The sequence below is a fragment of the Bradyrhizobium xenonodulans genome (assembly GCF_027594865.1).
Lineage (GTDB): Bacteria > Pseudomonadota > Alphaproteobacteria > Rhizobiales > Xanthobacteraceae > Bradyrhizobium > Bradyrhizobium xenonodulans.
The window spans coordinates 6,168,054-6,181,780 of sequence record NZ_CP089391.1 but is presented as its reverse complement, the minus strand read 5'-3'; the positions used below and the strand labels follow the sequence as shown (position 1 = coordinate 6,181,780).

The following is a 13,727-nucleotide window of genomic DNA, read 5'->3' as shown; positions in this document are numbered from 1 at the left end:
CCTTCGCTTTGTTGCTCTTATTTCGGCTTGGTGGCGTCCGGCTGCTTCGGCTCCTTGTGGCCGCCGAACCCCGCGCGCATCGCGGAGAGAATTTTTTCGGCGAAGGTGTGTTCCTTGCGGGAACGGAAACGTGTGTAGAGCGCCGCGGTCAGGACTTCGGCCGGCACGGCCTCGTCGATCGCGGCATTCACGGTCCAGCGTCCTTCGCCGGAATCCTCCACGAAGCCGGAATATTCCGCCAATGCCGGACTGTCGGCGAGCGCGGTGGAGGTGAGATCGAGTAGCCAGGACGGGATCACGCTGCCGCGCCGCCACACCTCGGCGATGTCGGCGAGATCGAAATCGTAGCGATGGTCCGGCGGCAGCGCCTCGATATTGGCGTTCTTGAGGATGTCGAACCCTTCGGCATAGGCCTGCATCAGGCCGTATTCGATGCCGTTGTGGATCATCTTGACGAAATGACCGGCACCGACAGGGCCGGCATGGATGTAGCCCTGCTCGATGCGGGGATCGCGTCCCTCGCGTCCCTCCGTGCGCGGGATGTCGCCGGCGCCGGGCGCGAGCGCGGCGAAGATCGGATCGAGCCGGTCCACCACCTGCTTCTCGCCGCCGATCATCATGCAATAGCCGCGGTCGAGCCCCCAGACGCCGCCGGACGTGCCGACGTCGACATAGTGGATGCCGCGCGCTTTCAGCGCCTTGCCGCGGCGGACGTCGTCCTGCCAGAAGGTGTTGCCGCCGTCGATGATGACGTCGCCTTCCTGCATCACGCCCGCGATGGTGTCGATCGTCGTCTCGGTGATGCGCCCCGCCGGCAGCATCACCCAGGCCGTGCGCGGCCGCTCGAGTTTCGCGATGAATTCCTCGAGCGTCGCCGAGCCCACCGCGCCGTCGGCGGCGAGGCCCGCGACGGCCTTCGCATCCTTGTCATAGACCACGGTCGAATGTCCCTGGCGCATCACGCGGCGAACGATGTTGCCGCCCATTCGGCCGAGGCCGATCATGCCGAGTTGCATGTGAGAGATTCCCTTAATTCAGTGCGTCGTTGAGCGCGGCATTGAGCGCCGCGAGACCTTTCTTGAGCGGACCTTTCAGGTGGACGCGCAGCGCGCGCCGGCCGCGCTCGGTGAGCACGTCGAAATCGCCGCGCGCCTGCGCCGCCTTGATCACGCCGAAGCTGGCCTTCTGGCCCGGCACGGCCAAGTCCTTGGCGTCGTCTGCGGTGATCTGAAGGAATACGCCGCTGTCGGGCCCGCCCTTGTAGGCCTGCCCGGTCGAATGCAGGAAGCGCGGTCCGAACTCGGCTGCGGTCGCCAGATGCCGCTTCACGAGCACCGCAGTCCGCATCTCCTGAAGCGCCTCGATCGTGGCCTTGTCGCGCGCGATGTAGCCGAGCAGGGCAAAATAGTCGCCGCGCCGCGAGCGGGTGATATGTGCCCTCAGCCAGGAGGTGAGGTCGCCGTTGGCGCCCATCGCGCGCAGCGCGGCGGCATTGTGCTCGTCGGTGAAGAGGTCAGCTTCCGCGGTGCTGACCACGGGCTCTTCCTCAGGCAGCGCGCCGGACTTCTCGAACGATGCGCTGAGCTCGCGGGTCTTGATCTTGGCCGCTTCCACGTCCGGCTGGTCGAACGGGTTGATGCCGAGGATGCTGCCGGCCACTGCCGTCGCCATCTCGAAGCGGAAGAATTCCTGGCCGAGATGGTCGATCGACTTCATGACGATGCGCACCACGGGATGGCCGGCCGCTTCGATCGCGGCAAGCTGGGAGTCGTGGGCGGCGTCGGCCTCACCCTCGATGCGGATGTCGATGAAGAAGCGGTCGTTGCCGTAAAGCGCGGGCTCACCGAGCGGCTCGCCGTCGATCGGGATCAGGCCCTTGCCTTCCTTGCCGGTCGATTCCGCGATGAGCTGTTCGGCCCAGGCGCCGAAATCGGCGATCTTCTTCGACGACAGGATCGTCACCTTGTCCCGGCCTTCGAGGCCGGCAAGGCCCATGGCGAGGCCGAGCTGCACGCCGGGGTTCTCACTTGGCGGCACGTCCGGCCCGCAGGAGCGGGCCATTGCCAGCGCATGCTTGACGAAGGTCTTGACGTCGATGCCCGCGGTTGCCGCCGGCACGAGGCCGAATGGCGAGAGCACCGAATAGCGGCCGCCGATCGAGGGTTCGCCATGGAAGATGCGGGCGTAGTTCAGGCTTTTGGCCGCCTTCTCGAGCGACGAGCCGGGATCGGTCACCGCGATGAAGCGATGGCCGGTCTTGACCTTCGGCCCGACCGCTTGCGCGACGCGCTCGTGGAAATAGTCCTTCATCGCGTTCGGCTCGGTGGTGCCGCCGGACTTGCTGGAGACGATGAACACGGTGTTGGCGATGTCGATCTTCGCCTCCATCGCCCGCACCTGCGCCGGATCGGTGGAGTCCAGCACGTGCAGCTTGGGGAAGCCGGGTTTTTTCCCATAGGTCTCGGCCAACACCTCAGGGCCAAGGCTCGATCCGCCCATGCCAAGCACGACGGCGTCGGAGAATTTCTGGCCCTTCACGCGGCCAGCATAGTCCTCATAGTCCGCAACATCGGCCTTCGCCGCGCTGTCGAGCCAGCCGAGCCATTTGTTCTCATCGGCGCCGGTCCAGACCGACTTGTCGCGCTGCCATAGCCTGCGGATCTTCGCCGATGCGCGCCATTCCTCGGTGCTCTTCGCCACGGCCTTGCCGAGCCCGTCACCCAGCGAGAACTGCTGACGGTCGATCGCAGGCCCGAGCACGGTCGCGCGCTTGTGGGCGACCGCGCCGTAGAGCTTGTCGGCGGCATCCGCAAACTGCTTGACGCCGTCCTTGACCAGCTCCTCGGTAATCGCATCGAGCGAGACGCCGGAGCGTTCCAGCTCTTCCAGCACGCGGCGGGCGTCGTCGACATTCTCCTCGAGACTGTCGCGCGGCTTGCCGTGGTCGCGGAATGCATCGAGCGTTGCCGGCGGCACCGTGTTGACGGTGTCGGGACCGATCAGCTCCTCGACATAGAGAACGTCGCTGTAGTCCTTGTTCTTGGTGCCGGTCGAGGCCCACAGCATGCGCTGCGGCTTGGCGCCCTTGGCGGCAAGCTTCTCCCAGCGCGCACCGGAGAACAGGCGCTTGTAATCCTGGTAGGCGACCTTGGCGTTGGCGATCGCGACCTTGCCCTTCAGCGCCGCGAGCCGTTCCTTTTCGCTCGGATCGTTGGCGCGCGCGATCTTCTCGTCGAGCTGCTTGTCGACGACCGAGTCGATGCGGCTGACGAAGAAGCTCGCGACACTGGCCACATGCGAGGGATCGCCGCCGCCCGCGACGTATTTTTCCAGACCGGCGATGTAGGCCTCGGCGACCTCGAGGTAGACCGTCCTGGAGAACAGCAGCGTGATGTTGATGCTGATGCCGTCGCCGATCAGCGTCTCGATCGCCGGCAGGCCTTCCGGCGTCGCCGGCACCTTCACCATCAGGTTCTTGCGCTTGACGTCCTTCCAGAGCCGCCGCGCTTCAGCGACCGTGCCGGCGGTGTCCATCGCCAGATACGGTGAGACTTCCAGGCTGACATAACCGTCGCCGCCCTTGAGGCGGTCATAGACCGGGCGGAGCACGTCGGCGGCGGCCTGGATGTCCTCGATTGCGACGGCCTCGAACAAATCGGCCACGGCCCGGTCGCCGCGCTTCAGCGCCTTGCCGATCGGGGCGTCGTATTCGTCCGAGCTGCCGATCGCCTTCTCGAAGATCGAGGGGTTGGAGGTGACGCCCTTGACGCCGTCGGTGTCGATCAGCCGCTTCAGGTCGCCCTTGGCGATGAAGCCGCGGGCCAGGAAGTCCAGCCAGACGGCTTGGCCGTGCTTTTCCAGTTCTTTGACGGGATTCATGATGCCTATTTATCTCCAAGCCTGCGGGCGAGGGGTTTCCGCGCCGGTCCTGACGCGCTATCCTCTAGCCTACATGCTCCCGGGAGGGAACCAATCAAGGGTACGAGCGTCATACTCTCAGTCTAACTCCGTCGCGATCTTGGCGATCCAGGCGGAAGTTGCCGTGTTGCGTAAAAAGTCGTTGGCCGGGAGGAATTGGCCAAGGTCTTGAATTGACCAGCGTCTGGTTGCGTAACGTCGGCCGCTTCGTCTTGTCGTCTAGTGGCTGGGTGGAGTGCCGTCAGCGGATTCCGGTCCGTCTGATGCATCGTGGCTCGGCCGCGAATGGCCATGCTGGGGAAAAGCATGCACGCACATCATGACGGCCCGGTGCTCGCTGTCGCAGACAGTCCGCCATCGGTCGCGTCGACCACCGGCATCGACGCGTCCCACGATCTCGAAATCAGTCCATGTACGACCCAACTGCGGCTGCTGGTCGCGGCGGGCTTCGCGATGACCCTGCTCAGCGCGACCCTTGCCTTCGACTGGTGGGACGGGCTTTGGGGGGTCGGCGACTACGACACGACCATCGGCTATGCCGGCGTCGCACTCTTTGGCCTGATCACCAGCTGGCTGATCTGGATGCTGCCCGCCGAACGAGGGCCGGTGGTGATCGTCACCCCCTATGGCATCCGCGACCTCCGCATCGGTAATGAATTTCTGCTGTGGGACGCGATTGCGGAGATTTCGGCCGAGGAGTGCCGCGGGCACAAGATGATCGTGCTGACGCCGACGCCAGCCTTGCAGCGCCAGCTCGGCGCCGTCCACACCATGGCGCGCGGCGCGCAAAACGATCGGCAGAACGATCGGGTTGTCATCCGCTCGGAGGGTTTGGCGACCGATTTTGAGACACTGCTGCGCGCCTGCCGCGATTGTCATGCTGCAAGCAGCCAACGCGCCGCATTGCAGCACGAAGATGAACGCCGCACGCGAGACGGAGCTCAAGGCTTCGCCGTACAAGCGTCATAAGATCGCCGCGCGCAGATCGCCTTATGTTGCGGTGCCCGGGGAGGAATCCCCGGTATTGCCCGGATGTGGCGAGCGAGTGACAAATTCTGGAAATGAGCGAAGATAGATAGAGATTCGCACAAATTACAGGCAAGTGCCTGTTCGTAATTCACCGAGTGCCTACCTTGTGCGTTGCGTCGCGTCGGCACCAGGGTGTCCAATGATCGGCATGTGCTCACGCTGATTCGAGAAGCGGCCTGAGGAACGGTCCAGTAACTGCTTTCGTTTCAGCTTGTAGCGGAACTCACGCGGAGAGGGATCATGTACAACGATTCTCTATTCAACGCTTTCGCTCGGTCGTTCGAGGCGAGAAGCCAGCACGACATGTCGATGGCGGAATATCTGGAATCGTGTCGAAGCGATCCCATGAAATACGCGAACGCGGCCGAACGACTGCTAGCTGCCATCGGTGACCCCCAGACGATTGACACGGCCAAGGATACCCGCCTTGGCCGTATTTTTTTGAACCGCACGATCCGCACCTATCCGGCCTTTGCCGGCTTCTACGGCATGGAAGAGACCATCGAGCGCATCGTCGGCTTCTTCCGCCACGCAGCTCAAGGTCTCGAAGAACGCAAGCAGATCCTCTATCTGCTCGGCCCGGTCGGCGGCGGCAAATCCTCGCTCGCCGAGCGGCTCAAGTCGCTGATGGAAGTCCACCCCATCTACGTGCTGAAGGCCGGCGATGAACTCTCGCCGGTGTTCGAGAGCCCGCTGAGCCTGTTCGATCCCGATCACCTCGGGCCGATGCTGGAAGAGAAGTACGGCATTCCGCGCCGCCGCCTCACCGGCCTGATGAGCCCGTGGTGTTATAAGCGGCTCGAAGCCTTCGGCGGCGATATTTCGCAGTTTCGCGTCGCAAAAATCCAGCCGTCGCGGCTGCGTCAGATCGCGATCTCCAAGACCGAGCCAGGTGACGAGAACAACCAGGACATCTCCTCGCTGGTCGGCAAGGTCGACATCCGCAAGCTCGAGACCTACGCGCAGAACGATCCCGACGCCTACAGCTATTCCGGCGGCCTCAACCGCGCCAACCAGGGCGTGCTCGAGTTCGTCGAGATGTTCAAGGCGCCGATCAAGATGCTGCATCCGCTGCTGACCGCGACGCAGGAAGGCAACTACATCGGCACCGAGAACATCGGCGCGATCCCGTTCACGGGCGTGATCCTCGCGCATTCCAACGAAGCGGAGTGGTCGAGCTTCAAGGCCAACAAGAACAACGAGGCCTTCATCGACCGCATCTGCGTGATCAAGGTGCCGTACTGCCTGCGGATCACCGAAGAGCAGAAGATCTACGAGAAGCTGATCCAGGGCTCCGAGCTCGCGGCCGCGCCGTGCGCGCCCTCGACGCTGGAGACGCTGGCGCGGTTCTCGGTGATGTCGCGGCTGCGCAAGCACGAGAATTCCACGGTGTTCGCCAAGATGCGGGTTTACGACGGCGAAAGCCTGAAGGAATCCGATCCGAAGGCGCGCAGCGTCCAGGAATATCGCGACGCCGCCGGCGTCGACGAAGGCATGGACGGCGTCTCCACCCGCTTCGCCTTCAAGATCCTGGCCGCGACCTTCAACCATGATCCGCAGGAAGTCGCCGCCGACGCCGTGCATCTGATGTACGCGCTGGAGCAGTCGATCCGCCGCGAGCAGCTGCCCGAGGAAGTCGAGAAGCGCTACCTCGAATTCATTAAGGCGGACCTTGCGCCGCGCTACGCCGAGTTCATCGGCAACGAGATCCAGAAGGCCTATCTGGAATCCTACTCGGATTACGGCCAGAACCTGTTCGACCGTTACGTCGACTATGCCGACGCCTGGATCGAGGACCAGGACTTCAAGGACGCCGACACCGGCCAACTGCTCGATCGCGAATTGTTGAACCAGGAATTGACGAAAATCGAGAAGCCGGCGGGCATCGCCAACCCCAAGGACTTCCGCAACGAGGTGGTCAAATTCTCGTTACGGTCGCGGGCCCAGAACGGCGGCAAGAATCCGACCTGGATTTCCTACGAGAAGATTCGCGACGTGATCGAAAAGCGGATATTCTCCCAGGTCGAGGACCTGCTTCCGGTCATCTCCTTCGGGTCGAAGAAGGACGGCGAGACGGAGAAGAAGCACGGCGAATTCGTCGCACGCATGGTGGAGCGCGGCTACACCGAGCGTCAGGTTCGCCGGCTCGTCGAATGGTACATGCGCGTGAAGCAGGCCGGTTGAGGCGGATGGGAGGCGAATGGTAAAGTGCCCATTCACATTATTGACAGGCGCCTGAATCCAGGCGGCAAGAGTCTTGAGAACCGGCAGCGGTTCTTGCGTCGGGCCAAATCCCTGGTGCAGGGCGCCGTCAAGAAGACCTCGCAGGAACGCGACATCAAGGACGTCCTCGAGGGGGGTGAAGTCACGATCCCGCTGGACGGCATGCACGAGCCGCGTTTCCGCCGCGAAGGCGGAACGCGCGACATGGTGCTGCCCGGGAACAAGAAGTTCATCGAGGGCGACTATCTCCAGCGCTCCGGCCAGGGCAGCGCCAAGGATTCCGGTCCCGGCGAAGGCGACAGCGAAGACGCCTTCCGCTTCGTGCTCAGCCGCGACGAGTTCGTCGATCTCTTCCTCGACGATCTCGAACTGCCGGATCTCGCCAAGCGCAAGATCGCGCAGACCGAGAGCGAGGGCATCCAGCGCGCCGGCTACACCACGGCAGGTTCGCCCGCCAATATCTCGGTGAGCCGGACGGTGCGGCTCGCGCTGGCGCGCCGGATCGCGCTCAAGCGTCCCCGCAAGGAGGAGATCGAGGAGCTGGAAGCCGCGATCGCCGCGTGCACGGACGAGGACGAGCGTGTGGTGCTGCTCGCCCAGCTCGAAAAGCTGAAGGCGAAGACCAAGCGCATTCCCTTCATCGACCCGCTCGACATCCGCTACCGCCGCTACGAGAAGGTGCCGCGGCCGGTCGCGCAGGCGGTGATGTTCTGTCTGATGGACGTCTCGGGCTCGATGTCCGAGCACATGAAGGATCTCGCCAAGCGATTCTACATGCTGCTCTACGTGTTCCTGAAGCGCCGCTACAAGCATGTCGAGATCGTCTTCATCCGCCACACCGACCGCGCCGAGGAAGTGGACGAGCAGACCTTCTTCTACGGCCCGGCCTCCGGCGGCACGCTGGTCTCCAGCGCGCTCCAGGCGATGCACGAGATCGTGCGCGAGCGCTTCAATCCATCGGACTGGAATATCTACGCAGCCCAGGCCTCCGACGGCGACAATTCCTATTCCGACGGCGAGCTCACGGGCCTGCTGCTGACCGACAAGATCTTGCCGGTCTGTCAGTTCTTTGCCTATCTCGAGGTTGGCGAGTCCGGCGGCAGCGCCTTCGATCTCTCCGATTCCTCGCTCTGGACCCTCTATGAGCGCCTGCGCAACAGCGGCGCACCGCTCTCGATGCGCAAGGTCAGCGAGCGCAGCGAGATCTTTCCGGTGTTCCACGACCTGTTCCAGCGCCGCGAAACTGCCCAGGAGAAAGCTGCTCCATGACGGAAAGATTGTTCGAAGGCGCGGATTGGGATTTTCACACCTTGCAGCGCATCACCGATGCCTGCGAGGCGGTGGCGAAGAACGATCTCGGGCTCGACGTCTATCCGAACCAGATCGAGGTCATCACCGCCGAGCAGATGCTGGATGCCTATTCGTCGGTCGGCATGCCGCTGTTCTACAAGCACTGGTCCTTCGGCAAGCAGTTCGCCTACCACGAAGCCTCCTACCGCAAGGGCCTGATGGGGCTCGCCTATGAGATCGTGATCAACTCCTCGCCCTGCATCTCCTATCTGATGGAGGAGAACACGGCGACGATGCAGACGCTGGTGATCGCGCACGCCGCCTTCGGCCACAACCACTTCTTCAAGAACAACTATCTATTCAAGCAGTGGACCGATGCCGAGGGCATTCTGGATTATCTCGACTTCGCCAAGACCTACGTGATGCAATGCGAGGAGCGCTACGGCCGCACCGAGGTCGAGCGCACGCTCGACGCCGCGCATGCGCTGATGTCGCACGGCATCGACCGCTATCCCGGCAAGAAGAAGCTCGACCTGCGCGCCGAGGAGAAGCGGGCAGGGCGCCGCCGCCAGCACGAGGAGGAGGTCTTCAACGATCTCTGGCGCACCGTCCCCAAGGGCGCCGCCAAGAGCAAGTCCGCGCTCAGCCTCGAGCGCCGCCGCAAGCTGCTCGGCCTGCCGCAGGAAAACCTGCTCTATTTCCTGGAGAAGAGCGCGCCGCGGCTGGCGCCCTGGCAGCGCGAGCTCCTGCGCATCGTCCGCCACATCGCGCAATATTTCTATCCGCAGAGCCAGACCAAGGTGATGAACGAGGGGACGGCGACCTACGTCCACTATCGCATCATGACCAAGCTGCATGAGCAGGGCCGCATCACCGACGGCAACTTCCTCGAATTCCTGGGATCGCACACCAACGTGGTGTTCCAGCCTGAATTCGACGATCAGCGCTTCTCCGGCTTCAATCCCTATGCGCTCGGCTTCGCCATGATGCAGGACATCGAGCGCATCGTCACCCGGCCGGAAGACGAGGACCGCGAGTGGTTCCCGGATATCGCGGGCAAGAACGACGTGATGGGCGTCCTGCGCGACGTCTGGGCCAATTACCGCGACGAAAGTTTCATCGCCCAGTTCCTGAGCCCGAAGCTGATGCGGCAACTCCGCATGTTCCATCTGCACGACGATCCCGAGGAGCGCGCCGGCATCCGGGTCGATGCGATCCATGACGAACGCGGCTTCCGTCGCGTCCGCCGCGAGCTGGCGCGGCAGCACGATGTCGGCTACATCGACGCCAATATCGAGGTGGTCGACGTCGACCTCTCCGGCGACCGCCGGCTGATCCTGCATCACCACGTCATCAAGGGATCGCAGCTCAACGAGACCGACGCCAAGCGTGTGCTCCAGCATCTCGCCGATCTCTGGACCTACGACGTCGCGCTGATCGAGGTCGATGCCAACGACAAGGTTCTGCGCGAATACGTCGTGAGCCCGCGCCCGATCCCGGTGGCCGCCTGAGGCGGCTGGCGATCCTTGACGCCTAATCGGGTGAGGCTCAGCCAGCGCTCCGACGAAGGTGCGCTCCCTCCCCCGCTTGCGGGGGAGGGCTGGGGAGAGGGGTGTCTCCACAGTGGGGGTCCCCCAGAGGAGAGAACCCTCACCCGGCGCTGCGCGCCGACCTCTCCCGCAAGCGGGAGAGGTCGAAGCGAGCCCGCGGCGACTAGCGCGATCGACATGAACCCGCGGTGCTCTAGGCCGATCGCTTCTTGGCCGGCTTCTTCTTCGACGCATTCAGCTCCACCGCCGCGCGGATCAGCGCCTTCAACGCCTTCTCGTTGATTGTCTCGCCTTCGCGAATGTCGATCGCGCGCCGGACGTTGCCGTCGAGGCTCGAATTGAACAGGCCGGAAGGATCATCCAGCGCCGCGCCCTTGGCAAAGGTCATCTTCACCACGTCCTTGTAGGTCTCGCCGGTGCAGATGATGCCGTCATGCTCCCAGACGGGAACGCCGCGCCATTTCCATTCCTCGACGACATCAGGATCGGCCTGCTTGATCAGGCCGCGGATCCGCCCCAGCATCTCGCCGCGCCAGTCGCCGAGCTCCTTGATCCTGCCGTCGATCATCCTGGAGGGCGAAATGCCGTCCGCTTTCGTCGCGCCGGCCCTCTTCGCGGTCGTAGCCTTCTTCATGATTGCGCCTCGCGCCGGACGCCGTCGCTCTGGCCGATATGGGGCAGCGCGAACAAATAGAGCCCCGTCGCGAGTAACGGGATCAGCGGCACGAGCGCGAGGAAGCCAATCCAATTGGCTTCGACCTGCATTGTCATCGCGACGATGTTGGCGATGACGGCAAGGGTAAAAGCGATCGACAGCCAACGATGGATCTGCCGAACCCACATATTGCCGGTCAATGAAACCTCCTCTTGATACGATCGAATGAACGCCGGCGGAGCTAGCCTGCCCGCGCCAGCACCTCGTCCAGTTTTGCCAGGAACTGCTTCCAGCCGGCATGCGCGCCGCCAAAAGCCTGCTTCTGCGTCGGGCTGAAGCCCGCCTGCTCGACGCGCAAATGCGTGCCTGCACCCGTCGGCGTCAGCGTGAACGTGACGACGCTCTTGAGATCGAACGCCGCTTCCTCGTGCGAGAAATTCCAGGTGTAGGCGAGCGTCTTCTGCGGCTCGATGGTGAGCACCTCGCAGTCCAGCACGCCGCCCCATTCGCCGCGCAGGTTGAAGCGGTGACCGACATCAGGCTTGAAATCGTTCTTCATCAGCCATTCCTCGATCAGATGCGGCTGCGTCAGCGCGCGCCAGATCCGCTCGGCCGGAAACGCAAATTCGCGTTCGACGATGACGGAGCGCGTCTCGCTTGAGGTCTCGTTCATTGGTCCATCCTCTTCAGCAGATCATCGAGCGCATCGAGCCGGTTCTGCCAGAAGGAGGCCATCTGGCTGGTCCAGTCGATCAGCGGATCGAGCGCACCGGGCTGCGCGCTGTAATGGGTCTGGCGTCCCTCATGGCGGTCGCGCACGAGGCCGGCCTGCTTCAGCGCGCCGAGATGCTTCGAGACCGCCGGCTGGGAAACGCCCGATCGCACCGTCAGTGCCCCCACCGTCTGCTCGCCCTCGCGGCACAGCCGCTCGAAGAGCGCCCGCCGGGTCGGGTCGGCGAGCGTCCTGAACAGGAGGTCGTGCGCGGCGGACATGCGAAATCCATAACTCGTAGGTTATGGAAAACTCATAACCGTAGAGTTATGGGTAAGTCAAGTGCGCTCTCTCCATCGTCATTGTGGAGAATGCCGCGGCGCCGGCGCGCAACCCTAAGGCCGCAGATACAGATACCCCTGCGACTGAAGCTCGGCGATGCGCACCACGCCGCCGTTTTCCGCACTGACGAAGCCTGGCAGCAAATCCGTGAGCGTGACGTTCTGCGCCTTCATCGTGTTGCCGCACGCGGCAAGCTCGACGCCGTCCTTGGAGAAATCGCTGAGGCGCTTGCTGACGTCAGGGTTGGCCTGCGCCCGGTGAAAAGCCTTCAGCGCCGGCCCGTGGATCACCAATGCGACCGTCACGTGCTCGGGCCCGCCGACACCGTCGATATGGTTCTGGATGTTGCCGAGCACGAAGTTGACCTTCTCGGCGTCGCTGAGGTGATAGACCACCTTGAGCTTGCTGCCCGTGCCGGCTTCAGTGGCGGCCTGTGCACGCGAGGCGCCGAACGCCGCGCCCAAAGCCGACACGGCGCTCCACAAGATGCTCCGGCGGTTCATGGCGATCTCCCTCGACTGAGCCTGAATTCGAAGGGACGCATATCATTTGTGGCGCAGCGCGGCGAGTTCCTTGCGGTCGGTCACCAGCGAAGCGCATTCGCGGTTGTCGGTGCGGTCGAGACGGAAGATCCCGTCGTCGGCGCCGGCGACCAGCGACTGCTCGGCATCGTCGTCCGGCTTGTTGTTCTGCCAGACCCGGACTCGCGCCAGCCGCACGATGGCCGACTTGTCGTGCCGGGACAGCGCAACGCCGATGCCGCCGCCCTCGCAATCGACGCCGCAGCCGAAACGAACCTCGTTGCCGCTGTCTTCGAACACGGCGTGGCTGCACGACCCGCTGGAGTCGAAATCGCCGGAGCGGTGGCGGTATTTGAAGCCCAGACGGAAGGAATAGCGGAGGTCCCTGACCTCGTTATCGTATTCGGCCGACATCAGCAGCTTCATCGAAGCGACTTTCTGCTTCGGATGTCGCGCGAGATGATCCGCATCGTAACGGCGGACGAAGCAGGCATAGAGCTTCCTGCCGGGCGGACCGGCGAACACCCGCTCGCTGAAGGCCCCGGCCTCGGCCGTGGTGGCTGCGCGGATATGGACGTCGTCCTGCGCGTGGGCGGCACTGACGAGCGCGGCAAAGACAAGCGGAAGAACAAGGGCAAGCTTCATGATCGCACCGGCGGTCAGTCATTGACGGGCCGCATCGGGATGGTGGGGCCCAACTTGCGGTTAGTCGCAAGCCGCGCGCCCGGCGTTCAACCACCCCTGCGGGCAGCCCCACGCAAGGTTCCAGGCTTAATCCTTGCCGGAGGAGCGCGGATAAACCCCCGGATTGCTGCAAATGGCTGGAGGCAGTCAAAAATGTCCGAAAGTCAGAACTTGCCCAATCTTGCGATCGGCTATTCCCGGGCCCGGCTGCTGATGTTTTTCGGTGGCAGTCTGCTGCTGACGCTGCTCTGCGCGGGGTTCGCATTCAGCTGGCAGGAAGGCAAGAACGTCACCACGTTCGAGGTCGCCGCCTGCTATATCGGTGCGGTGTTCTTCGGCCTTGCCACCTGCAGAATGCTCTGGAGGCTGATCGCCGCGAGGCAGCCGGTGGTCTTCATCAGCCGTGTCGGCATTCGCGACACCAGGCTCGCCGACGAGACCATCGCCTGGAGCGCCGTGCGGAAGATCTTGTTTTGGGAGAAGCACGCGCAGAAGTTCGTGGTGCTCAAGGTCGATCCCCTCATCGCCGCGCGATTTTCAGGCGGCCTTCTGACGCGCACCGTGTCGCTGATCAACAAGGCGCTTGGCGCCGACGGCGTGATCATCAATACGGGCGGCCTGACCATGGACACCGACAAATTGCTCGAGACCTGCAAGCAATATTGGGGTGCCGGACGACCGGCCCATGTGGACCACGGCGTGCCGGAGCCTGAACCTGCGCCGGAGCCCGTCAACTAAGGCGGCGCGGAATCCCTGCCATCGGATAAGATGCCGCAGATCGCAGCGTCAGACGACGCAGGCAC

At 63.6% G+C, this 13,727-nt stretch carries 13 protein-coding genes; 5 read left to right on the top strand and 8 right to left on the bottom strand.

The annotated features are described in order from the left end of the window. Positions 1-17: 17 nt before the first annotated feature. A complete protein-coding gene (gnd, locus tag I3J27_RS29365; protein WP_270162363.1) occupies positions 18-1,016 on the bottom strand; it encodes a phosphogluconate dehydrogenase (NAD(+)-dependent, decarboxylating) in 999 nt (332 codons plus the stop codon). Positions 1,017-1,029: 13 nt separating this feature from the next. Further along, entirely contained in the window at positions 1,030-3,879 is a 2,850-nt protein-coding gene (locus I3J27_RS29360; protein ID WP_270162362.1) for a bifunctional transaldolase/phosoglucose isomerase, read from the bottom strand. A 324-nt stretch (positions 3,880-4,203) separates the two neighbouring features. On the opposite strand from I3J27_RS29360, the gene I3J27_RS29355 reads away from it, so the two are divergent. From I3J27_RS29355 to I3J27_RS29340, 4 genes are all read left to right on the top strand, one after another. Next, positions 4,204-4,887 (top strand): STM3941 family protein, encoded by a 684-nt coding sequence (locus tag I3J27_RS29355; RefSeq protein ID WP_270162361.1) that lies wholly within the window; start codon positions 4,204-4,206, stop codon positions 4,885-4,887. A 300-nt stretch (positions 4,888-5,187) separates the two neighbouring features. Further along, on the top strand, positions 5,188-7,131 hold the full coding sequence (locus I3J27_RS29350; RefSeq protein WP_270162360.1) for a PrkA family serine protein kinase: 1,944 nt from the start codon (positions 5,188-5,190) through the stop codon (positions 7,129-7,131). Positions 7,132-7,161: 30 nt separating this feature from the next. Beyond that, a complete protein-coding gene (locus tag I3J27_RS29345; RefSeq protein ID WP_270172912.1) occupies positions 7,162-8,439 on the top strand; it encodes a YeaH/YhbH family protein in 1,278 nt (425 codons plus the stop codon). Continuing rightward, complete coding sequence (locus I3J27_RS29340) at positions 8,436-9,971, top strand: SpoVR family protein (RefSeq protein WP_270162359.1); 1,536 nt, start codon at positions 8,436-8,438, stop codon at positions 9,969-9,971. The genes I3J27_RS29345 and I3J27_RS29340 overlap by 4 nt, the downstream gene beginning before the upstream one ends. A 232-nt stretch (positions 9,972-10,203) precedes the next feature. On the opposite strand, the gene I3J27_RS29335 is transcribed toward I3J27_RS29340, so the two are convergent. From I3J27_RS29335 to I3J27_RS29310, 6 genes are all read right to left on the bottom strand, one after another. Next, positions 10,204-10,644 carry a DUF1801 domain-containing protein gene (locus I3J27_RS29335; RefSeq protein WP_270162358.1) on the bottom strand — a complete coding sequence of 147 codons (441 nt, stop codon included), beginning with the start codon at positions 10,642-10,644 and terminating at the stop codon, positions 10,204-10,206. Beyond that, a complete protein-coding gene (locus tag I3J27_RS29330; RefSeq protein ID WP_270162357.1) occupies positions 10,641-10,865 on the bottom strand; it encodes a hypothetical protein in 225 nt (74 codons plus the stop codon). The genes I3J27_RS29335 and I3J27_RS29330 overlap by 4 nt, the downstream gene beginning before the upstream one ends. Before the next feature lie 41 nt (positions 10,866-10,906). Continuing rightward, positions 10,907-11,338: an SRPBCC family protein gene (locus I3J27_RS29325; RefSeq protein WP_270162356.1), complete on the bottom strand. Its 432-nt coding sequence runs from the start codon at positions 11,336-11,338 to the stop codon at positions 10,907-10,909. Beyond that, complete coding sequence (locus I3J27_RS29320; protein ID WP_270162355.1) at positions 11,335-11,658, bottom strand: ArsR/SmtB family transcription factor; 324 nt, start codon at positions 11,656-11,658, stop codon at positions 11,335-11,337. Before I3J27_RS29320 ends, I3J27_RS29325 begins: the two co-directional genes overlap by 4 nt. Positions 11,659-11,772: 114 nt before the next feature. Beyond that, positions 11,773-12,222 carry a DsrE family protein gene (locus I3J27_RS29315; RefSeq protein WP_270162354.1) on the bottom strand — a complete coding sequence of 150 codons (450 nt, stop codon included), beginning with the start codon at positions 12,220-12,222 and terminating at the stop codon, positions 11,773-11,775. Between the two features lie 42 nt (positions 12,223-12,264). Then, positions 12,265-12,885: a hypothetical protein gene (locus tag I3J27_RS29310; protein ID WP_270162353.1), complete on the bottom strand. Its 621-nt coding sequence runs from the start codon at positions 12,883-12,885 to the stop codon at positions 12,265-12,267. A gap of 192 nt (positions 12,886-13,077) precedes the next feature. Here I3J27_RS29310 and I3J27_RS29305 point away from each other — a divergent pair, with 192 nt between their 5' ends. Continuing rightward, positions 13,078-13,662: an STM3941 family protein gene (locus I3J27_RS29305; RefSeq protein WP_270162352.1), complete on the top strand. Its 585-nt coding sequence runs from the start codon at positions 13,078-13,080 to the stop codon at positions 13,660-13,662. Positions 13,663-13,727 lie beyond the last annotated feature (65 nt).

Bases quoted from the DNA above. Each gene is read 5' to 3' on its own strand.
- gnd (WP_270162363.1), bottom strand. From the start codon at position 1,016: ATGCAACTCGGCATGATCGGCCTCGGCCGAATGGGCGGCAACATCGTT.
- I3J27_RS29360 (WP_270162362.1), bottom strand. From the start codon at position 3,879: ATGAATCCCGTCAAAGAACTGGAAAAGCACGGCCAAGCCGTCTGGCTG.
- I3J27_RS29355 (WP_270162361.1), top strand. From the start codon at position 4,204: ATGGCCATGCTGGGGAAAAGCATGCACGCACATCATGACGGCCCGGTG.
- I3J27_RS29350 (WP_270162360.1), top strand. From the start codon at position 5,188: ATGTACAACGATTCTCTATTCAACGCTTTCGCTCGGTCGTTCGAGGCG.
- I3J27_RS29340 (WP_270162359.1), top strand. From the start codon at position 8,436: ATGACGGAAAGATTGTTCGAAGGCGCGGATTGGGATTTTCACACCTTG.
- I3J27_RS29335 (WP_270162358.1), bottom strand. From the start codon at position 10,644: ATGAAGAAGGCTACGACCGCGAAGAGGGCCGGCGCGACGAAAGCGGAC.
- I3J27_RS29325 (WP_270162356.1), bottom strand. From the start codon at position 11,338: ATGAACGAGACCTCAAGCGAGACGCGCTCCGTCATCGTCGAACGCGAA.
- I3J27_RS29320 (WP_270162355.1), bottom strand. From the start codon at position 11,658: ATGTCCGCCGCGCACGACCTCCTGTTCAGGACGCTCGCCGACCCGACC.
- I3J27_RS29315 (WP_270162354.1), bottom strand. From the start codon at position 12,222: ATGAACCGCCGGAGCATCTTGTGGAGCGCCGTGTCGGCTTTGGGCGCG.
- I3J27_RS29310 (WP_270162353.1), bottom strand. From the start codon at position 12,885: ATGAAGCTTGCCCTTGTTCTTCCGCTTGTCTTTGCCGCGCTCGTCAGT.
- I3J27_RS29305 (WP_270162352.1), top strand. From the start codon at position 13,078: ATGTCCGAAAGTCAGAACTTGCCCAATCTTGCGATCGGCTATTCCCGG.